Annotated in this window: 22 protein-coding genes and 2 pseudogenes; 16 read left to right on the top strand and 8 right to left on the bottom strand. The window is 71.3% G+C overall.

Going from position 1 to position 19725, the window contains the following annotated elements; translation table 11 throughout:
• Window positions 1–8: 8 nt before the first annotated feature.
• Entirely contained in the window at window positions 9–662 is a 654-nt protein-coding gene (locus tag AC2W7E_RS08370) for a response regulator (RefSeq protein ID WP_231729504.1), read from the bottom strand.
• A gap of 298 nt (window positions 663–960) precedes the next feature.
• Between AC2W7E_RS08370 and AC2W7E_RS08375 the strand changes: the two genes are divergently transcribed.
• The gene (locus tag AC2W7E_RS08375) at window positions 961–2031 is read left to right on the top strand and encodes a sensor histidine kinase (protein ID WP_253247408.1); all 1071 of its coding nucleotides are present in this window, start codon (window positions 961–963) and stop codon (window positions 2029–2031) included.
• A 214-nt stretch (window positions 2032–2245) separates the two neighbouring features.
• Here AC2W7E_RS08375 and AC2W7E_RS08380 read toward each other — a convergent pair whose 3' ends face one another.
• Entirely contained in the window at window positions 2246–2761 is a 516-nt protein-coding gene (locus AC2W7E_RS08380) for a GntR family transcriptional regulator (protein ID WP_485988912.1), read from the bottom strand.
• A 95-nt stretch (window positions 2762–2856) separates the two neighbouring features.
• Window positions 2857–2988, bottom strand: a pseudogene (locus tag AC2W7E_RS08385) (GntR family transcriptional regulator); the annotation flags it as partial.
• Between the two features lie 170 nt (window positions 2989–3158).
• Here AC2W7E_RS08385 and AC2W7E_RS08390 point away from each other — a divergent pair.
• The 6 genes and pseudogenes from AC2W7E_RS08390 to AC2W7E_RS08415 form a co-directional block, all read left to right on the top strand.
• Entirely contained in the window at window positions 3159–4082 is a 924-nt protein-coding gene (locus AC2W7E_RS08390) for a phosphate/phosphite/phosphonate ABC transporter substrate-binding protein (RefSeq protein WP_485988913.1), read from the top strand.
• Window positions 4083–4110: 28 nt separating this feature from the next.
• Window positions 4111–4938, top strand: a complete 828-nt coding sequence (gene phnC, locus AC2W7E_RS08395) for a phosphonate ABC transporter ATP-binding protein (RefSeq protein WP_485988914.1) — start codon at window positions 4111–4113, stop codon at window positions 4936–4938.
• Window positions 4935–6683 (top strand): phosphonate ABC transporter, permease protein PhnE, encoded by a 1749-nt coding sequence (phnE, locus tag AC2W7E_RS08400; protein ID WP_485988915.1) that lies wholly within the window; start codon window positions 4935–4937, stop codon window positions 6681–6683. Before phnC ends, phnE begins: the two co-directional genes overlap by 4 nt.
• Window positions 6680–7819, top strand: a complete 1140-nt coding sequence (locus AC2W7E_RS08405) for a TIGR03364 family FAD-dependent oxidoreductase (RefSeq protein WP_485988916.1) — start codon at window positions 6680–6682, stop codon at window positions 7817–7819. The genes phnE and AC2W7E_RS08405 overlap by 4 nt, the downstream gene beginning before the upstream one ends.
• Window positions 7816–8523, top strand: a complete 708-nt coding sequence (locus AC2W7E_RS08410; protein WP_485988917.1) for an HAD family hydrolase — start codon at window positions 7816–7818, stop codon at window positions 8521–8523. Before AC2W7E_RS08405 ends, AC2W7E_RS08410 begins: the two co-directional genes overlap by 4 nt.
• Before the next feature lie 168 nt (window positions 8524–8691).
• Window positions 8692–9492: pseudogene (locus AC2W7E_RS08415) on the top strand (alcohol dehydrogenase catalytic domain-containing protein); the annotation flags it as partial.
• 132 nt (window positions 9493–9624) lie between these two features.
• Here the strand turns inward: AC2W7E_RS08415 and AC2W7E_RS08420 are convergent.
• Window positions 9625–10134, bottom strand: a complete 510-nt coding sequence (locus AC2W7E_RS08420; RefSeq protein ID WP_062633002.1) for a CinA family protein — start codon at window positions 10132–10134, stop codon at window positions 9625–9627.
• 266 nt (window positions 10135–10400) lie between these two features.
• On the opposite strand from AC2W7E_RS08420, the gene AC2W7E_RS08425 reads away from it, so the two are divergent.
• Window positions 10401–11078 (top strand): DUF6766 family protein, encoded by a 678-nt coding sequence (locus AC2W7E_RS08425; RefSeq protein WP_062765430.1) that lies wholly within the window; start codon window positions 10401–10403, stop codon window positions 11076–11078.
• Here AC2W7E_RS08425 and AC2W7E_RS08430 read toward each other — a convergent pair.
• On the bottom strand, window positions 11054–11587 hold the full coding sequence (locus tag AC2W7E_RS08430) for an FHA domain-containing protein (protein ID WP_062765427.1): 534 nt from the start codon (window positions 11585–11587) through the stop codon (window positions 11054–11056). The genes AC2W7E_RS08425 and AC2W7E_RS08430 overlap by 25 nt on opposite strands.
• Window positions 11588–11785: 198 nt before the next feature.
• On the opposite strand from AC2W7E_RS08430, the gene AC2W7E_RS08435 reads away from it, so the two are divergent.
• From AC2W7E_RS08435 to AC2W7E_RS08445, 3 genes are all read left to right on the top strand, one after another.
• Window positions 11786–12124: a DUF7882 family protein gene (locus AC2W7E_RS08435; protein ID WP_062765424.1), complete on the top strand. Its 339-nt coding sequence runs from the start codon at window positions 11786–11788 to the stop codon at window positions 12122–12124.
• A 112-nt stretch (window positions 12125–12236) separates the two neighbouring features.
• Window positions 12237–13136: an SDR family oxidoreductase gene (locus AC2W7E_RS08440; RefSeq protein ID WP_485988918.1), complete on the top strand. Its 900-nt coding sequence runs from the start codon at window positions 12237–12239 to the stop codon at window positions 13134–13136.
• A gap of 59 nt (window positions 13137–13195) precedes the next feature.
• On the top strand, window positions 13196–14113 hold the full coding sequence (locus AC2W7E_RS08445) for an EamA family transporter (protein ID WP_485988919.1): 918 nt from the start codon (window positions 13196–13198) through the stop codon (window positions 14111–14113).
• A gap of 22 nt (window positions 14114–14135) precedes the next feature.
• Here the strand turns inward: AC2W7E_RS08445 and AC2W7E_RS08450 are convergent, their stop codons facing one another.
• Together AC2W7E_RS08450 and AC2W7E_RS08455 are read right to left on the bottom strand one after the other, a co-directional pair.
• A complete protein-coding gene (locus AC2W7E_RS08450) occupies window positions 14136–14900 on the bottom strand; it encodes a YidC/Oxa1 family membrane protein insertase (protein WP_102208824.1) in 765 nt (254 codons plus the stop codon).
• A 63-nt stretch (window positions 14901–14963) separates the two neighbouring features.
• Entirely contained in the window at window positions 14964–15236 is a 273-nt protein-coding gene (locus AC2W7E_RS08455; RefSeq protein WP_085606466.1) for a DUF6412 domain-containing protein, read from the bottom strand.
• Between the two features lie 93 nt (window positions 15237–15329).
• Between AC2W7E_RS08455 and AC2W7E_RS08460 the strand changes: the two genes are divergently transcribed.
• Genes AC2W7E_RS08460 through AC2W7E_RS08470 form a run of 3 tightly spaced genes read left to right on the top strand, consistent with a single transcriptional unit; the run spans window position 15330 to window position 17042 of the window.
• Window positions 15330–16367 carry an NAD(P)H-dependent flavin oxidoreductase gene (locus AC2W7E_RS08460; RefSeq protein ID WP_485988920.1) on the top strand — a complete coding sequence of 346 codons (1038 nt, stop codon included), beginning with the start codon at window positions 15330–15332 and terminating at the stop codon, window positions 16365–16367.
• Between the two features lie 31 nt (window positions 16368–16398).
• Window positions 16399–16656: a type II toxin-antitoxin system Phd/YefM family antitoxin gene (locus AC2W7E_RS08465; RefSeq protein WP_025102482.1), complete on the top strand. Its 258-nt coding sequence runs from the start codon at window positions 16399–16401 to the stop codon at window positions 16654–16656.
• On the top strand, window positions 16653–17042 hold the full coding sequence (locus AC2W7E_RS08470) for a type II toxin-antitoxin system VapC family toxin (RefSeq protein ID WP_485988921.1): 390 nt from the start codon (window positions 16653–16655) through the stop codon (window positions 17040–17042). Before AC2W7E_RS08465 ends, AC2W7E_RS08470 begins: the two co-directional genes overlap by 4 nt.
• A gap of 11 nt (window positions 17043–17053) precedes the next feature.
• On the opposite strand, the gene purU is transcribed toward AC2W7E_RS08470, so the two are convergent.
• Window positions 17054–17905 carry a formyltetrahydrofolate deformylase gene (gene purU, locus AC2W7E_RS08475; RefSeq protein ID WP_062632982.1) on the bottom strand — a complete coding sequence of 284 codons (852 nt, stop codon included), beginning with the start codon at window positions 17903–17905 and terminating at the stop codon, window positions 17054–17056.
• 83 nt (window positions 17906–17988) lie between these two features.
• On the opposite strand from purU, the gene AC2W7E_RS08480 reads away from it, so the two are divergent.
• The gene (locus AC2W7E_RS08480; protein ID WP_085606462.1) at window positions 17989–19203 is read left to right on the top strand and encodes a cation:proton antiporter; all 1215 of its coding nucleotides are present in this window, start codon (window positions 17989–17991) and stop codon (window positions 19201–19203) included.
• Entirely contained in the window at window positions 19200–19670 is a 471-nt protein-coding gene (locus AC2W7E_RS08485; RefSeq protein ID WP_485988922.1) for a glutaminase, read from the top strand. The genes AC2W7E_RS08480 and AC2W7E_RS08485 overlap by 4 nt, the downstream gene beginning before the upstream one ends.
• The last annotated feature ends 55 nt before the right edge of the window (window positions 19671–19725 follow it).

A 19725-nucleotide genomic window follows, 5' to 3' on the forward strand; every position in this document is an offset into this window, starting at 1 on the left:
GCCGCGGCTCACCGGAAGGTGACGAGGCCGGCGTGGGCGGCCGTGACGAGGATCTGCACGCGGTCGCGCAGGTGCCACTTCGACATCATGCGACCGAGGTGGGCCTTCACGGTTCCCTCCGAGACGATGAGCGCCTTCGCGATCTCGGCATTGGACATGCCCTTCGCGAGGCACTGCAGCACCTCCTCCTCGCGCTCGGTGAGCGGTTCGAGGGTCTCCGCCGCCGCGGTGGGAGTGGAGTCGCGCACGTGGCGGATGAGCATCGACGCGATGCGGGGCGACAGCGAGCTCGCTCCCGCGAACACCTCGCGCACGCCCGTGACGATCTCCTCCGCGCTGGAGTCCTTGAGCAGGTAGCCGGAGGCGCCTGCGCTCAGCATGGGCAGCACCGTGTCGCTGCCGTCGAGTGTGGTGACGGCGAGGATGCGCACGTCGGGCCACCGTTCGGCGATCGCCGCAGTCGCCTCGATGCCGTTCATCTCCGGCATCTGGACGTCCATCATCACGACGTCGGGCTTCTCGCGCTCGACCGTCGTGAGGGCCTCCACACCGTCCTCCGCCTGCGCCACGACCGTGATCTCGGGCGCGCGCGACACGAAGTGCGACAGCGCGGAGCGGACCAGAGGATCGTCATCGACGATCACCACGCGGATTTCCTGCATGGAGGAAGCCTAACGGCGTGAAGCGGGCGCTCTGAGGATGTAGACCTTTGGCTATCGAGGTCTGGACGAACGCCAGATGTGCGCTCCGCTCGCCGCCGAGAAGATGAATACAGACATCGACAAACGGCACTAGAACGGAGGTGAATGTAATGACTTTCTGGCAGCAGGTTGGCAAGCTTTTCGGTTTCACTCGCTAGGATAGCTGGCGAATAGGAGACAGTGCACCATGGCCTTAGACCAGTCAAAACGGGCGGTGCCTGACATTTTCCGACTCGCACGCGGCGAACGCCTCACACGCGTGGAGAGCATCGTCATCCTCGCGATCATCGGCGTGATGGTCGCGATCGACGTCTTCACTCTTTTCACGGATCCCACCGTGAATCCCCTCGCCTCCGCGGTGAGCATCGCCTCCACTCTGGCTACCGCTCTGTTTCTCTGGTCGCCTCTGATCGCCACGTGTGCGATCGGTGTCGTCCTGGTGGCCTCCTTCTTCACGGGGACCGAATCGCAGGTCCTCATCACCGCCGCCCTGGCGTCTGCGCTGGTCATGCGCCTGGGCTGGACCCCTCTTGTCCTCTCCTACACCGGAGTCTTCCTCGTCGCTGCGTCGGTCATGGCGTACGGAGACTCCGATGTCCCCGTCAATGTCGGCATCTACCTGATTGCGGCCACGGTCGCCGGGGCCATCGGCCTCGGACTCCGGCTGGCCTTCGACCGGGGACGTCGCCTCGAGCACGAGCTGGAGGCTGCGGCGGAGCAGGAGCGGGAAGCCGTCCTCGCCGAGCGACGATGGATCGCCGGCGAGTTGCACGACAGCATCGCGCACCACCTCACGGTGGTGTCGCTGCACGTGCAGATGCTCGAAGACCCCGACGCCAGCGATGGCTCCCGGGAGGCGATCCGTGTCGCCGCCCGGAAGGCCATGACCGACCTCCGTTTCGTGATCGACCTCGCCGACGACGGCCCCCGTGCCGCGGGTATGCCGACGGGCGACCTCGTCGCGGCGGTCGAGGAGGCGCAGACCGAGTTCGAAGCGGCCGGGCACGCCGTCATCCTCGACGGCGACCCCGGCGACGAGCGCATCCCCCGGGCCGTGGAGATCGTGCTCGCGCGCATCGTGCGCGAGTCGGCAACGAACGTCCTGAAGTACGCGGGCCCCGGCACCGTCGAGATCCGTCTCGCCGTGGACGACGACAAGGCCCACCTGTCGCTGCGGAGTCCGCTGCCCACGACGCCGCGTCGCGAGCTCTCCTCCAGCCGGACCGGACTCGGACGGATGGCCGAACGCGTGATGGGCGCCAGCGGCGAGTTCAGCGCCGGGGAGGTGGACGGGCATTGGCTCGTCTCCGCCGTGTTGCCGGTGGTGTGAGCCCCGCGTAGTCTGAGACGACGCCCGTGATTCCGGGCCTGAGACCGTAGACGAAAGTCTACGAGTGTCTCGACATTCGGCACTTCAGCGGCCTCGCGGCGCCGACATATCCTGAAGGCTCCCCAGATAAAGCGTCCCCAGCGCTGCGATCGCGGGCGCGATCTTTCTGGCTTCTTAAACTCCCGCGCCCGCGGTCGCGAATCTGTTCCGGGCCTCAGCCGCCCACCGCTCTCATGTAGTGTCCGTCCGTCGATATCCCGGATGCCGCCACCGTGAAGCGCACCACCTCGCTGAGGTAGCGGTCTTCCGATGCTTCGAAGATGCGCCCCTCGGCGTCCCGCGACGTCCGCGTGAGGCGGAGGATCGGGGTTCCGCGCGGCACACGCAGGAGCGCGGCGTCCTGGTCGTCGGCGGCCACGGCATCGATCACGTGCTGCAGGGTGACGATGGGATGGCCGACCGAGGCGAGGTACTCGGTGATCGACACCTCGTCGAGGTCCACCTCGAACAGGCGTCGCCCGACGTCCTCGGTGTACGCGAGGCGCTCCAGCATCGTCGGTCGACCGTCGAGAAGCCGCAGCCGGACCACGCTCACGATCGTGTCGTCGCGTCCCACGCCCAGGGCCGAGGCGAGGTCTCCCGCGCGACGCAGGCTGAGCTCCTGCGTCTGCGCGCCCGGCGAGACGCCGAGGTCCCGCGCCCAGCGGGTGAAGGGAACCGAGACGTCCACCGCCTGATTCGCCTTCCGTGCCACCACGCGCGCGGGCGGCCGCGGCCCGTCTCGATCAGCCCCTCGGCGCGGAGGGCAGCCAGGGCGTTGCGGATCGGACCGCGAGACGTGCGCCAGCGGTCCGCGAGCTCCGCTTCGGTCGGCACGTCGTCCCCGGGGCGGAGCGTCCCGTCGGCGATCCGCGCGCGGAGGTCGTCGGCGATCTGGGTGTACACAGCTTCTGCCACATAGGTACATTACTTCGTTCGACGCCGTCGCACAGTCGGCGTTGCGCGCCTGTTCACCCAAGCGAATGCCGGGTGAACGCCGCCTGAACTCTTCCGAGATAGGTATACATCTCGGCCGCGGGGCTGGGAGAGTCGTCCCTGGATCACTCCTCCCACCCTGAAAGGTCCTCATGAAGCTCCGCGCTCTCCCTGCCCTCGCCGGCGCTGCGATCCTCGCGCTCGGCCTCGCCGGCTGTTCCGGATCGGCCGACGCCACCGACGCCTCCGCCGACGCTCAGTCGGTCGGCGGATTCGCCGTCGACGAGAACACGCTCGTCTTCGGGGTCGTCCCCGACTCGGTGGACACCGAGACGAACTACCAGCCGCTCATGGACTACATCGCCGAGGCCACCGGCAAGACCGTCGAGTACCACGAGTCCACCGACTACGCGGCTCTCATCGAGGCCGCCGTCGCCGGCAAGGTCGACGTCGCCTCGTTCTCGGGGTTCACCTACGTCACCGCGACCAACAACGGCGCGAAGCTCACCCCGATCTCGTCCATCGTCACCGAGGAAGGCCTGGAGCCCGGCTACTACTCGCAGGCGATCGTGCCGGCGGACAGCGACATCTCCAGCCTCGAGGACTTCGCGGGCAAGAAGGTCTGCTTCGTGGATCCCTCGTCCACCTCCGGCTACCTCTTCCCGTCGTACAACCTCCTCGAGGCGGGCGTCGACCCGAAGACCGACATCACCCCCGTGTTCGCGGGCAAGCACGATGTCAGCGTGCAGAAGGTCGGCGAGGGCGTCGAGTGCGAGGCCGGCTTCGCCGAGGACTCCGAGGTCGAGAAGTCCGACAAGGTGAAGGTCATCGCCGAGACGATGGTCCCGGGCGCTCCGCTCGTCTACTCCTCGTCCCTGCCGGACGACGTGGCGACGCAGCTCGTCGACGCCCTCGGCGAGGTCACCATCGACGACATCATCGCGGCGGGCATCGACAGTGCGGACTCGGACGCGTTCCGCAGCGTGTTCTACGCCACCAAGCCGGTGGACGACGCCTACTACGACCTCATCCGCGACATCTGCGCCGAGACCGAAGCCGAGCAGTGCCAGGGCTGACGCCCCGCGCCTGACGACAGGAGAAGCCATGACCGCGGCATCCGACACCCTCATCCGCCTCGCCGGCGTCACGAAGACCTTCGGCAGCACCACCGCCCTCAAGGACGTCACGCTCGAGGTGGCGCGGGGAGAGATCGTCGTGCTGCTCGGGCTCTCCGGTTCCGGCAAGTCCACGCTGCTGCGGCATCTCGACGGCCTGGAGCTGCCCAGCTCCGGGTCCGTCGAGGTGCTCGGCGCGTCCGTTCCCTCGATGAAGGGGCGGGCGCTGCGACAGCTTCGCAGCAGCGTGGGCTTCATCTTCCAGCAGTTCGAGCTCGTGCCTTCGCTGACCGTGCTGGAGAACGTGCTGACAGGGTCGCTCTCGCGGATGCGCGGCCCGCGGCTCGGGCTGTGGAGCTATCCCCGCGCCGCGAAGCTCACCGCGCTGGAGCACCTCGACCGCGTCGGCCTCCTCGACCGCGCCTACCAGCGCAGCGACACCCTGTCCGGCGGCCAGCAGCAGCGCGTGGCCATCGCCAGGGCCCTCATGCAGAAGCCGGCGATCCTCCTGGCCGACGAGCCCGTCGCCTCCCTCGACCCGGAGTCGAGCGAGCAGGTGATGGCCCTCATCCGCGAGATCGCCGCCGACGAAGGCCTCACCGTCGTGTGCAGCCTGCACCAGGTCGACCTCGCGATCAGCTGGGCCGACCGGATCGTCGGGCTCCGGCACGGCGAGGTCGTCCTGGACACCCCGACGGACGGACTCACCAAGGCCGAGGTGATGGAGATCTACGGACGCGTCGCGACGACCACGGCGGAGATCCGCGCCGTGCAGGTGGAACTCGTCGACGCCGTGACGACGGTGGGGGCGTCATGACGACGGTGGGGGCCTCGACACGGGGCGGTTCGACGGGCTCAGCGAATCAGGGCGGAGGGAGCGTCGCGGAGCGGGCGCCGAAGCGGCCGCTCTCGGCGGAGCGCATCGCGGCGGGGCTCACCCTCGTCGTCCTCGTCGTGCTCGGCATCGTCGCGGTGCGCGACGTGGGCATCTCGATCCCCGCGATGGTGCAGAGTTGGGGCAACGCCGAGAACTTCCTCGCCCGGGTCGGCGGACTCTCCTTCCCCGCGCCGGCCGACCTCGCCGGGCTCATCGCCCTGACCGTCGGCCTCGTGCTCGTCGGCACGCTGCTGGCGGCCGTGCTCTCCGTGCCGATCGCCTACCTCGCCGCTGCGAACACCACCCCGGGCGCCGGCTGGCGCGCGGCGGCCCGCTTCCTCGGCGTCCTCACCCGTGCCCTTCCAGACGTCGTGCTGGCCATGGCCTTCGTGCTGATGTTCTCGCTCGGCACGCTGCCCGGCATCCTCGCGATCGGCATCCACTCGATCGGCATGATCTCCAAGATGTTCGCGGACGCCATCGAGCAGATCGACGAGGGGCCGCGTCTCGCGATCCGCGCCGCCGGCGGCTCGAAGCTCCAGGAGTTCACGGCGGGCATCCTCCCGCAGGTGCTGCCGAGCTGGGTGGCGACGGTGCTGCACCGCAACGACATCAACCTGCGCGGGAGCGTCGTGCTCGGCTACGTGGGCGTCGCCGGCCTCGGTCTCGAGATGTCCTATGCGTTCAAGGCGCTGAACTACGGCAAGGGTCTCGGGATCGCGCTCGTGATCTTCGTGCTGTGCATCGTGATGGAGATCATCTCGAGCACGGTGCGGGGCGCGATGCTCGGTGAGCAGAAGCAGACCCGTTCCTGGATGGACCGGATCGTGCACCCGCGCCTGCGTCGGCGGTCGCACGCGCCCGCCGAGGGCCGCCCGGCGTGGGCGGCGAGCCCGGAGACCGCGGTGCGTCGTCCGTGGACCGCGCAACGCGTGCGCCACACCGCGGCCGGTGTCGTCGCGCTCCTCGTCGTGATCGGCAGCGTCGTCGTGAGCCAGATCACCTGGTCGGACCTGTTCACCTTCTGGGCGAAGCTGCCCGACGTCGCCGCCCGGTTCTGGCCGCCGTCGTTCGGCAGCTACGACACGGTCGCGATGCTGGAGGCCATGCGGGAGACCGTCGCCATCGCGCTCGCCGCCACCGTCCTCACGCTCCTGCCCTCGCTGCTGCTCGGTTCGTTCGCCGCGCGAAACGTCGCCCCGCACGCGGCAGGGCGCGGCACCGCCCGTCTGCTGCTCGTCGGCATCCGCGGCATCCCCGAGCTGATCCTCGCCATCGTCCTCGTCGTCATCACGGGTCTCGGCGCGCAGGCCGGCGTCATGGCGCTCGCGATCGGCGGCATCGGTCTGCTCGGCAAGCTCATCGCCGACTCCTTCGAGGAGGTCGACCGCGGCCCTGAGCGCGCGCTGCGGGCGGTGGGCGCCACACGGATGCAGACGTACACGTCGGCCACGCTGACCCAGGGCACCCGAGCCCTCATCGGGCACAGCTTCTACATGCTCGACACCAACATCCGCGCGGCCACGATCCTCGGCATCGTCGGCGGCGGAGGGGTCGGCTACTACCTGCTGAACGCCAGCCAGGGCTCGCGCTACGAGACCGTCACCGCGATCGTGCTGATGATCCTCGTCACCGTGCTCGCCGTCGAGGGGCTCGCGATGTGGATGAGGAAGGTGTTCCGATGACCGGGGCGAAGCAGAATCCGGACCTCGTCGTGGTGGGGGCCGGCATCGTCGGTCTCGGGGCCGCCTTCGCCGCCGTGCGCCGCGGGCTCCGGGTCGTCGTCGTCGAGCGCAGCGCCGCCCCGACCGGCGCCACGATCCGCAACTTCGGCCACCTCTGCATCGGCGCGCAGGGCGGAGAGGCACGGCGATACGCGGATGCCTCCCGAGAGCTCTGGCTGCAGCTCGCCCGGGACGCGGGGTTCTGGCTCCGCGAGTCGGGCACGCTCGTGGCCGCCCGCCACGAGGACGAGTTCGCCGTGCTCTCCGCGGCGGCGCGGGACGGCGGCATCCGGATGCTGGAGGCCGCCGAGCTCCTGGGCCGTGCGCCGCTGCGTCGGGACGGGCTCGTCGGCGGTGCCCTCATCGAAGCCGACCTGCAGACGGACCCGCGCACGGCGGCGACCGCGATCGTGCGCCACCTGACGGCACAGGGCGTCGAGTTCCGCTTCCGCACCGCGGTGACGGCCCTCGGCGCGGGACGGGTGGAGACCACGCGCGGGGCGATCGACACCGGGGCGGTCGTCGTGGCCGTCAACCACGACATCGACCAGCTCCTGCCCGAGGTCGCGGAACGGCACGGGGTCGTGCGGTGTGCGCTGGACATGATGCGCGCGGCCGTCTCCTTCCCTCGTCCGCTGACCGCGCCTCTGCTGACCGGCTGGTCCCTCATCCGATACGGGAGGTTCGCCGAAGGACCGCAGGCCCGGGTCCTCCGTGCGCGCCTGCACGCCGAGCGCCCCGACCTCGCGGCCCTCGATCTCAATCAGATGTACACGCAGCTGCCGGACGGCACGCTCATCCTCGGAGACTCCCACGCCACCGACGCCGCCCCGTCGCCGTTCCAGCCGGAGGCCGCGTTCACCGCGTTCCTCGACGAGGCCGAGGCCCTGTTCGACGGGGCGGCGCCGCGGGTCATCGAGCGGTGGCAGGGCGTGTACGCGAAAGCCCCCGGCGAGTTCCTCGTCGACCGCGGAGACGACGGCGTCCTCGTGCTCGCCGCGACCACCGGCATCGGCATGACCTGCGGCCTCGGGCTCGCCGACCTGAACCTCACCGCCGCCCTCGGCGGCACCCCTGCTCTGGAAGGAACACCATGACCACTCCGATCGAACTCGTCGTCCTCGACATGGCCGGCACCACCGTCGTGGACGACGGCGTGGTGGAGCAGGCGTTCCAGCGCGCCGCCGAGCGCACCGGCGTCGCCGCGCGGCTGCCCTGGGAGGATGCCCTCGGCTACGTCCGGGAGACGATGGGGCAGTCCAAGTTCGACGTCTTCCTCCATCTCGCGGGTGGCGATGCGAGCGCGGCGCGGCAGGCCACCGCGGCGTTCGAGACCGCATACGCCGAGATCGTCGCCGAGAGCGGCGTCGCGGAGATCCCTGGAGCGGCGGACGCGATCCAGGGGCTGAAGGACGCGGGGCTCACCGTCGTCCTGACCACCGGATTCGCTCCGGTCACGCGACAGGCGCTCATCGATGGGCTCGGGTGGGGAGGACTCATCGACCTCGCCCTGTCTCCGGTCGATGCCGGCCGCGGACGCCCCGCGCCCGACCTCGTCCTCACCGCCCTCCTGCGGACGGGCGCGTCAGCGGTGCAGGCGGTGGCCGTCGCCGGCGACACCGTGAACGACGTCGAGTCCGGCCGTCGTGCGGGGGCGGGCTTCGTCGCGGGGGTCCTCACCGGGGCCCACGATCGCGCGGCGCTGAGCGGAGCGGGGGCCGACGTCGTGCTGTCCGACGTCACGGCGCTGCGAACAGCGCTGGCGCAGCGCGAGCTCCTTCCTGCCGTCGCCTCCGTCTGAGGTCGTGTCATGGGAATGGTGCTGATCCGCCCACCCGGCCACCGGAGGGACGTCGCGCTGCGCCCCGCCGCCACCGCGATGGTCTGGATCGGCGAAGGCCACCCGCACGAGACCATCGCCGTCCCCGGGGTCGCGCTCGGTGACCGGGACGTGCTCGTCGCCGTGGAGATGTCGACGATCTGCGGATCGGACGTGCACACCGTGCAGGGCCGCCGATCCGCGCCCGCGCCCCTCGTCCTCGGGCACGAGAGCGTCGGTCGGGTCATCGCGCTGGGCGACGACGGTGCGGAGGCGGTGGACGGGACCCCGCTGCGGATCGGCGACCGCGTGGTGTGGTCTGTCACGGTGTCGTGCGGCACCTGCGATCGCTGCCGGCGCGGCCTCACGCAGAAGTGCCGAGACCTCGGCAAGTACGGTCACGACCGCGTCGGGGCGCACGGCGACCTGACCGGAGCCTTCGCCAGTCATGTGCAGCTGCGGGCCGGCACCGCGATCGCGCGCGTACCGGAGGCGCTGCCGGCCGCGGTGCTGGCTCCGGCCGGCTGCGCGACGGCGACGGCATGGGCGGCCGTGGCGCGAGCGGCGCGTGACATCGATCTCGACGGTGCCGCGGTGCGCATCCACGGTGCAGGACTGGTGGGGATCAGCGCCGCGGCGATCGCGGCCGAGCACGGGGCCGTGGTCGAGGTGCGCGATCCAGACGACGATCGCCGTGGCTTCGCCGCCCGCTTCGGAGCCACCGCGCTCGACCGTGACCCGGACGTGGTCATCGAAGCCTCCGGACACGCCGTCGGGGAGGCGCTCGCCGGCGTCGCCGTCGGCGGCACGGTCGTCCTGGTCGGGAGCGTGTTCCCGTCGGCGCCCGTCCCCCTGGAGGCAGAGGATCTCGTCCGCCGTCTCGTCACGGTGACCGGCGTGCACAATTACGGCGCTGACGACCTCGCAGCAGCGGTGTCGTTCCTCGCGGGGCGCGGGCGCGCCTATCCGTTCGCCGAGGCCGTGGGCGCCGTGCGACCGCTGCTCGACATCGACGCCGCTCTCACGGAGGCTGCGGCGCCGGGGCCCCGCTGCGGGTGGGGCTGGTGCCGGGCCGCTGAGCCCTCAGTCGGACCCGGTGCGCCGGGGCCCTGCGGGGTGGAGTCCTTCGGCGTGGAAGGCGAGCAGGCGCACCGCGGCGTCGACGCTCGCCGACAGGATCTCGTCCGGGTCACCGGTCAGGGCGAGCCTCCGGTGCCCGGCGTCATCGGCGGTCGCCCAGCCGAGGTACACCGTGCCGGCGGGATGACCGCCCTCCGGACCGGGCCCGCCCACACCGGTCGTCGAGACGCAGATGTCGGCGTCGAAGAGCTCCCGTGCGCCCCGGGCGAGCTGCTCGGCGCAGGCGGCGGACGTCGGGTCGGTCCCCGGGGTGAGCCCCAGCACCCTCTCCTTCACCTCCGTGAAGTACGCGACGATACCGCCGGCGAACCACCCCGACGCCCCTTCGCCCGCACCGATCGTGTTCGCGAGGCGTCCGGAGGTGAGCGACTCCGCCACGCTCACGCGCAGACCTCGGCTGCGGGCGAGCTCGCCGAGGTGCTCGAGGTCGGGTGTCTCGTTCGGTGCGGTCATCGGGGCGCTCCTCTCGTCGGTTCCCCCTACGCTACGGACCGCGTGGCGCCCTGACGCAGGGGATTGACAACGACGCCCGCGTCAAGCCCCTGGAGGGTCGTCGTCCGGCGCACCATCGTCGAGGGGAGCCACACGGACGAAGGAGGCGGACATGGCGGAGGATGCGCGGGATACCGCGGGGATGCGGGCGGTCTTCTGGATCTGGGCGGGGATCATCGGCGTCGGGCTCGCCGTGATGATCGGCCTGCCGCTGGGAGGGCGATGACATGCGCTCGCGGATCAAGGACCACGCCCTCAGCCTCTTCTTCCTCGCCCTCTTCGTGCTGGCTCTGGCCGGCCAGGCCGTCGCCGGCTACCTCCGGAACAACGACGAGCTCCTCGACCACGGGCAGCCGACGATCGGCTTTGGAGACTTCCTCTGGTCGTCCGACTTCGCGGTCGACGTCGCCGAGAACTGGCAGTCGGAGTTCCTGCAGTTCTTCCTCTTCATCGCCGCGACGATCTGGTTCGTGCAGAAGGGCTCCCCGGAGTCGAAGAAGCCCGGCGACGAGGGACCGGGCAGCGATGCCGATCAGCTCGTCGGCGCGCACGCCCGCCCGGACTCTCCGCGGTGGGCCCGGGCGGGCGGGTGGCGAGCGGCGGTGTTCGGCAACTCGCTGCTGCTCGTGATGGGGGCGGTTTTCGTGCTGTCCTGGCTCGCGCAGTCGCTCGCCGGGACAGTGGTCATGAACGAGGAGAACGCGATGCACGGCCTCGCCGCGATCACCTGGGGCGACTACGTGACCAGCTCCGACTTCTGGGACCGCACCCTGCAGAACTGGCAGTCCGAGTTCCTCGCGGTGGGGACGATGGTCGCGTTCGCGATCTACCTCCGCCAGCGGGGGTCAGCGGAGTCGAAGCCCGTCGGCACCCCGCACCATCAGTCGGCCTTGGAGTCCGACTGAGACCGCTCGTCGTTGACGTCGGCCTGGGACAGCCGCTCGTCGTCGGCGTCGTAGCCCGCACGCGCCTCCTGCAGCGGCTGGTCGGAGTACTCGCCGCCCTGGCGTCCACCGAACGGACGGCCGTGGTCGGCGAACTCCTCGCGGGCGAAGACCAGCTCCCACGGGCCCACCGTGAAGCGCGATCCGGTACGCAGCGTCTCCGTGCGGTCGCCCGGGTGGGTCGCGTCGGCATCGGGGTTGGAGTTCATCTCACCGTCGGCGTGCAGGGTCACCACGTACTCGTCACGGTCGTCGTGCACGACCGTCGCGTGCACCGGCTCGGTGTCGGCGAGGCGCAGCTCGTTCCCGGCGGCCGATCCGATGCGGACCTCCTCCATGTCGAGCGCGAACTCGGTGCGCTCGTCGTCGCGCCGCACGCGCAGTCGCGGGTTGCCCGCGCCGCGCTCGGCGTGGGTGGTGCCGGGCGTGTAGCCCTCGTCGGGACGGTCGTCGATGTGGCGGTCAGTCATGGCGGTGCCCTCCTCGGGTGTCGATGATTCGAGGCTAATCGCCGCGCGGATCGCGCGCAGGGCCTTGACTTCGACGCGCGCATCGCCCTCCGGGGCTGATTTGCCGTGCGCCCCGCCCGAGGGCTTACCCTCTACCCATAGGCCGATCCCGGCAGTGTCCGCCGGGCTGAGGACCACCCGACCGAGGAGCATCACCCGATGGGCAAGTTCATCTACGAAGGCAGCGTGAAGACCGAGATCGAGGACCGGGCACTCACGCACCTGCAGCTCGTCATCACGGCCAAGCTGCGTCGCGGCGAGCCGTTCCCGTTCAACTGGCGCGAGGACGCCAGCGTCGGCGGCGGCCGGACCACCGTCTGGATCCAGCCGGGCAGCTCTCTCGTCTTCAAGTACTTCGGCAGCCGCCAGCCCGCGGTCAACCGGGCCTGGGTCGAAGCGCTCGCCTTCACCGCGAATTCCCCCAGCGGGCTCTACCTCGTCCCCGAGCCCGCCGAGGGCGCCGAGCCCCCGCACGGCGACGTCTCCTCCGCCGGCTGACACCTGCTGTCGCGGAGACCGCCCCGGGCTGTCAACCCCCTGCCGTCCCTCCTCCGGACCCACGAGGCTCGATCACGACCTGATCGACAGCCCCATGACAGGAGGAGCGGACATGACCGACACCACCCGCGACGGCGGCCTCACCGACCCCCGACACGCCCACCACGAGGACGGCTTCCCGGCGCAGAGCCAGGACCAGCCGGGCCTCACCGAGAAGACGACCCCGGAGCCGGACCACGGCGAGCAGTCCTACGTCGGCCACGGCCGGCTCGAGGGACGGCGCGCTCTCATCACCGGTGGTGATTCCGGCATCGGACGGGCGGTCGCGATCGCCTTCGCCCGCGAGGGTGCCGACGTGGCCATCGCGCACATGCCCGAGGAGCAGGCGGACGCGGAGGAGACGCTCGCGCTCGTCCGCGAAGCCGGTCGCTCCGGCGTCAGCATCCCGGGCGACGTCCGCGAGGAGGCCTTCGCGACCGATGCGGTGCACCGTGCGCGTCGCGAGCTCGGCGGACTCGACGTGCTCGTGCTCAACGCGGCCTATCAGCACGACATCGACGGCTTCGAGAACCTCGACACCGAGAAGATGCGCCGCGTGTTCGACACGAACCTCGCCGGCCTCGTCTTCTCGGCCCGGGCTGCGTTCCCCGACCTCGAGCCGGGATCCAGCATCATCGTGACCTCGTCGGTGCAGTCGGCGCAGCCGTCGCCGGGACTCATCGACTACGCCATGACGAAGGCGGCGCAGGTCGCGTTCGTCAAGGCGCTCGCGGAGGAGGCCGGGCCGCGCGGCGTGCGCGTCAACGCCGTCGCGCCGGGGCCGATCTGGACGCCGCTGATCCCCGCGACCGGATGGGGGCCGGAGCGCCTGGAGACGTTCGGACAGGACACCCCGCTCGGACGCGCGGGGCAGCCCGCAGAACTCGCCGGTGCCTACGTGTACCTCGCCTCGGCGGAGTCGTCGTACGTATCCGGCGCGGTGCTCGCGGTGACGGGTGGCAAGCCGCTCTGATCCGCGCGAGGACGGCGCAGGCGGCGGGGAGGCAGGGCCCCGCCGCCTAAGCTTGTCTGGTGCAGAGACCCGCGGCATCCGGCCCCCTCATGGGCGTCGCGCTCGTCATCGGATCCTGCCTCTCGCTGCCGTTCGGCGCCGCCGTGGCCGCGCAGCTCTTCCCCGTCCTCGGGCCGTGGGGCGTGACGTCGCTCCGCGTCGCGATCGCCGCGCTGCTGCTGGTCGTCATCGTGCGCCCGCGGCCCCGCGCCTGGACCCGGTCGCAGTGGCTCGCCGCCGTGCTGTTCGGGGTGTCCCTGGCCGCGATGAACGGGTTCTTCTACGCGGCGATCGACCGCATCCCCCTGGGGCCCGCCGTGGCCATCGAGTTCCTCGGGCCGCTCGTGCTCGCCGCCGTGCTGACCCGCCGTCTCGCCGACGCGGTCTGGGTGGGCGTGGCCCTGCTGGGCATGGCGCTGCTCGGCGTCGACGGCCTCGTCGGCGCCGAGCCCCTCGATCCGCTGGGCGTCGTCTTCATCCTCATCGCGGCCGGATTCTGGGTCATGTACATCCGGATGAGCGCGCGCGTCGGCGCCCTCATCCCCGGCAGCAGCGGTCTCGCGATGGGACTCGTCGTCGCGGCGGTGCTCCTCATCCCCGTGGGCGTGCCCGCGGCGGCGACGGTGGCGCTGGATCCGCAGCTCCTCCTGCTCGCGGCGGTCACCGCGGTGCTGTCGTCCGTGATCCCGTACAGCTTCGAGCTCGCGGCGCTCCGCCGGCTCCCACAGCGGGTGTTCGGCGTGCTGCTGAGCCTGGAGCCCGCGTTCGCGACCCTCGCCGGGTGGCTCATCCTCGGACAGGACGCCACGCCGCTGCGGCTGCTCGCGGTGGCGCTCGTGGTCGCCGCGAGCGTGGGGACGACGCTGGGCGTGCGCCGCGACCGGAGGGGCGACGGCCCCGCGGGACCGTTCACCGCGCCGATCCCGCTTCCCGACTGACGCCTCTCCGGTCGGGCGGCTCTCACGCCCGGACGGCCACCGGCTGCGGCAGCGGGTACCGATGGCGCAGGATCACCCGCTGCACGAGGGTCCACACCACGGTGACCGTGAGGTAGAGCGCGGCGGCCAGGGGGACGAAGGCGGCGAAGACCGCGGTGAGGTAGTGCAGCGCGGCCATCATCCGGAGCATGCCGGGGGAGCTGAGCGGAGAGTCGTCGCCCTCGACGGGCGCCGGTCGGAACACCCGCCGGGTGACCTCGGCGACGGCGATCATCACGGCCAGCAGCACGCCGAAGACCGCGAACGTCGCCGGGGTCGCGGTGCCGCCGAACAGGGCCGACACCAGGCTCGTGCCGAGCGGGGCGCCGAAGAGGTCGTGGGTGAGCAGCTCGTTCGGGTGTCCGGCGATCTCCGGTCGCAGGAACAGCGTGTAGAGCAGGCCGACGACCGGTGCCTGCGCCAGCACGGGCAGCATCCCGGCGAAGGGCGAGGTGTTCTCGGCGCGGTAGAGCGCCATCATCTCCTGCTGCAGGCGCTCCGGATTCTTCCGGTGGCGCTGCTGCAGCGCGCGCAGCTTCGGGGCGAGGCGGGCCCTGGTCTGCTCGGCTCGGGCCTGGGAGATGCCGACGGGGATGAGGAGGGCGCGCACGAGGAGGGTCACCAGGACCACGGCGAGGGCGGCGGCGGAGGGGCCGGCGAGGGGTTCGAGAAGGGTGGAGAGGCCGTTCAGGGCACCGTAGGCGGCGTCCAGGAGCGCGGCGAGGGGAGGGAAGGCGAAGATGTCCACGGGAAGGTCCGTTCGATGAGGTCGGGAGGGTCGGCGAAGGCCGCGTGGTCCCGGTCGGACGGACTACGCGGCGGTCGCGACTCCCGGCGCTCGCGGACGAGGGTGTCCTGCGGCATCCGGATCGCTCTGAGGCAGGAGGGTTCCGACATCGATCGCCCGCAGCGGGTGCGGGGCATCGGCGGAGGCCTGGTGGCGCACGCTCAGCACGAGCGCGAGTGTGAGGACCGTGACGGCGAGCAGCGCGATCGCGAGGCCGAGCGCGGCGGCATCCGGCATCGTCACGAGGCCGATCGCGGCCGCGACGAAGCCGAGCATCTGCCCGAACCACTCGCTCATGCCGCGAGCTTACCCCGTTCGAATCGCCTGAATTGCTGTATCCGGGCCGCCGATGGAGCCATTCAGGCGATTCGAAGGGCGTACGGTCGGGGTATGGCGACAGAACTTCTGGGAGTCGAGCATCCGATCGTGCTGGGACCGTTCGGGGGGAGCTCGTCGGTGGCGCTGACGGCGGCGGTGAGCGCGGCCGGCGGGCTGGGATCGTACGGGCTGTACGGCTACGACGGCGACCGGATCCGCGCCGTCGGGGCCGAGCTGCACCGCGCCACGGAGCGGCCCTTCGCCCTGAACATCTGGCTGCCCCTGGGGGACGAGGTCGCGCCGAACCCGCAGCACGCGGTCTTCGCCCAGGCGCTGGAGCCGTTCTACGAGGCCGTCGGGGTTCCGGTGCCGGCCCGGCCCGAGCGCTACGTCCCCGAGCTCGACGAACAGCTCGACGCGGTGTGGGAGGTCGCCCCGGCCGTGCTGAGCGTGGTGTTCGGGGTGCCGTCCGCCGCTCTCGTCACCGAGGCCCGCGACCGCGGCATCCGCGTCGTGGGCACCGCCACCACGGTCGCGGAAGCCGTCGCGCTCGCCGAGGCCGGAGTCGATGCGGTCGTCGCCTCGGGATCCGAGGCGGCCGGGCACCGGGTGTCGTTCCTCCGCCCCGCGGCCGAGTCGCTCGTGGGAACCGTCGCGCTCGTGCCGCAGGTCGTGGACGCGGTCGACGTGCCCGTCATCGCCGCCGGCGGGATCGCAGACCGCCGCGGGGTCGCTGCGGCCTTCGCCCTCGGCGCCTCCGGCGTGCAGGTGGGGACGGCGTTCCTCGCGACCGCCGAGTCCGCCGCGACGGCCGCGCACCGCGACGCCATCCGGACCACCGCCGCCGACGAGACCGTGCTGACCAGGGCGATGAGCGGACGCCTCGCCCGCGGAGCCCGCAACCGCGCGGTGCGGGCGATCGAGGCGAGCGGCACGATCGCCCCGTTCCCGATGCAGAACTGGCTCACCGGACGCTTCCGCACGGCGGCAGGGGAGCAGAATCTCGGCGAGCTGCAGTCGCTGTGGATGGGGCAGGCCGCCCCTCTCGCGCGCGGGACCACCGCTGCCGAGGTCTTCGCGGAGCTGGCAGCCGGAGTCCCCGGCCGGTGAGGAACGCCAGGTTCCTGGCTAGAATGGCGTCATGTCCACGCAGAACGTCTTGGAAGCGCGCAACAACCTCTCGCGCCTGATCGCCGAGTCCCAGGCGGGTGAGGACGTGGTCATCACGAAGCGGGGCACTCCGGTCGCCCGTCTGGTCCCCATCGGTCCGGTCGACGTGGTGCGGAGCGGCCGCCTCCTCGTCGAGTGGATCGAACAGCATCCGCTTCCGCCCCGGCTCGCACGGACCGCCGAGGAACTGGACGCGCAGGTCGCCGAGAACCGGGACGCCTGGGAATGATCTATCTCGACTCGTGCATCCTCATCTACGCCATCGAGGACCGCGGTCGGAGGGGCGATGCCGTGCGTCAGGCACTCCGCGACGTCGATGACGAGGTGGCGTCGAGTCCGCTGGCGCTCCACGAATGCCTCGTGCTCCCCGCCCGCGAGCGCAATCCGGAGCTCCGTGACGGGTACCTGGCTCTCTTCGAGCGGATGGAGATCGTCGCGCTCGATACGACCGCGTTCGTCCGATCGGCCGAGCTCCGGGCCGACTTCGGCCTGAAGACCCCGGACGCGCTGCACCTCGCCGCCGCCCAGCTATCGGGGTGCACGGAGCTGTGGACGAACGACAAGCGCCTCGCCGCCGCGTCGCACGGGCTCGCCGTGGACATCCTCGACCGCTGAGCGGCCGGGCGCTACAGGATGACGGTCGAGCGGCCGTGCACGATCACCCGGTCCTCGGCGTGCCACTGCACGGCCCGGGCCAGCACCAGACGCTCGACGTCGGCGCCCCGGCTCTGCAGCTCTGCCGCGGACTCGGAGTGCGTGACCCGCGTGACGTCCTGCTCGATGATCGGCCCCTCGTCGAGGTCTGCCGTGGCGTAGTGCGCCGTGGCCCCGATCAGCTTCACGCCGCGCTCCTTCGCCCTGGCGTAGGGGTTCGCGCCGATGAACGCGGGCAGGAACGAGTGGTGGATGTTGATGACCGGGGCTTCGAGGCGCGTGATGAAGTCGTCGCTGAGGATCTGCATGTACCGGGCGAGCACGACGAGGTCGACGTTGCCGCGGAGCAGGTCGAGCTGACGCTCCTCCATCGCCTGCTTGTCCGTCGAGGGGATGTGCACGAACGGCACGCCGAAGGAGCGGACGGCCTCGGCGAGGTCGGGGTGGTTCGAGACGACCATGGTGATGTCGATGTCGAGCTGCCCGCGCTGCGTGCGCCACAGCAGCTCCATCAGGCAGTGGTCGTACTTCGACACGAAGATCGCCACGCGCTTGCGGCGGGCGACGTCGTGCAGCGACCACTCCATGCCGAAGCGCTCGGCGACCGTCGCGATGTCGGCCTCCAGCGCGGGGCGCGCGGCGGCCAGCCCGTCGAGGTGGATGACGGTGCGCTGGAAGAACCGCCCGCCCTCGGAGTCGGTCGAGTGCTGGTCGAGCGAGATGATGTTGGCCCCGTGCTGGGCGAGCACGCCGGCGACCGCGGCGACGATGCCGGGCTGGTCGTCGCAGGCGATCAGCAGGCGGGCGGTATCGGGCTGGGTCATGGCTGCTCCTCGGGGTGTGCATCGATTCTGCCGTGCCGCGCGGGTGGGGAGCGAATCGCCCACAGCGTCGCTACCCTGAGACCGTGGATGCGAGCGACGTCGGACTGGTGCTGATCCCGCTGCTGGCGGTGGCCGCACCCCTTCTGGCTCGCGGCGTCCGCCCGCTCGTCCGGGTGCCGATCGTCGTGTTCGAGCTCGTCCTCGGGATCCTCGTCGGCCCCGCCGTGCTCGGCTGGGTCGAACCGGGCCCCCTTCTGGAGAAGCTCAGCGACTTCGGCCTGGCGGTGCTGTTCTTCGTCGCCGGCTCGGAGATCGACTTCCGCCAGGTGGCCGGGAAGCCCCTCGCCCGGGCGTCGCTGGGCTGGCTGCTCAGCGTGCTGCTGGGCATCGGGCTCGGGTTCTTCTTCGCCCCGGGCGAGGGCATGGTCGTCATCGGGATCGCGTTGAGCTCGACCGCTCTCGGCACGCTGATGCCGATCCTGCGCGATGCGAAGGAGCTGGACACCCCGTTCGGCCGTGCCATCAGCACGATCGGCGCCGTGGGGGAGTTCCTGCCGCTGATCGCGATCTCGATCTTCCTCAGCACCCGGACGACGCCCCTGGCCACGGCGGTGCTGCTGACCTTCGTCGTGCTGGCGGGACTCGCCGTCCTCGTCGCGCACCGGGTGCCGCACGGGCGCCTGCACGGCATCGTGCGCGCGACCCTCCACACCTCCGACCAGTTCGGGGTGCGCTTCGTGATCCTCCTCATCGCGGCCCTCGTCGGCCTCAGCGTGATGCTCGACCTGGACATGCTCCTCGGCGCCTTCGTCGCGGGGGCCATCTGGCGCATCATCATGGCGCGGGCGCCCGAGAAGGATGCGGCGGAGGTCGAGAGCAAGATCGAGGGTCTGGCGTTCGGCTTCCTCGTCCCGGTGTTCTTCCTCTACACGGGGGTGACCTTCGACCTGCAGGCGCTGGTGACGTCTCCCTCGGCGATGTCCCTGGTGCCGGTGTTCCTGCTGGCGCTCCTGGTGATCCGCGGATCGGCCGCCCAGCTGTCCGCCCCGGCGGGCGCGAGCGGACGCGACCGCGCCGCGCTCGGCCTGCTCGCAGCCACCGGGCTGCCGATCATCGTCGCGGTCACAGCGATCGGCGTGGATCAGGACATGCTCGACTCCGGGACCGCGGCCGCGCTGGTCGGGGCGGGCATGCTGTCGGTGCTCCTGTACCCGCTGATCGGGATGACGCTGCGGGGCGATCGTGCGCAGGTCGCGGGTCCGCGCCTTGCCGACCAGACCACGCTGGGGGAGCTGTGACCACCGCCTCCGCCCTGCTGACCCAGGCCGTGCAGGATCTCGCCGGCGCCCCCAAGGAGGGGCTGGGCGAGGAGAAGGACTCGCGCTGGCGCGGGCGTCGGATCGTCCGTGTCGGCGAGGCCTGGCACCTCGGCGTCATCCTGCTCACCGACACGCATGCCCTGGCGACGGCGGAGGTGCTCCGCGCGGCGGACCCGGGGCGTCGGGGATACACCGCCGAGTCGGCGCGCGCACGGGCCGAGCGCCGGGCCCTCGCCCTGCGCGGCGGCTTCCACGAGGGGGATGTCGTGCACGTCGGCTGGAGCGTGATCGATGTCGACGCGGTCGACGCGGGAGGCTCCTCCGGTCCGCTCGCGCTCATCGACAGCGCGCCGTCGGTGCGCTGGAGTCAGGCGGGCGGTTTCATGCCGCTGGACGCCTACCTGCGCGAGCGCGTCCCGCTGCTCCGCGGTGATGCCCCGGCCTGATCTCAGCCGAACAGCTCGGCGTCGACCGTCGCCTCGTCTGTAAGGGCGAGCACAT

The organism is Microbacterium sp. CFSPD4_SD4, from assembly GCF_057364585.1.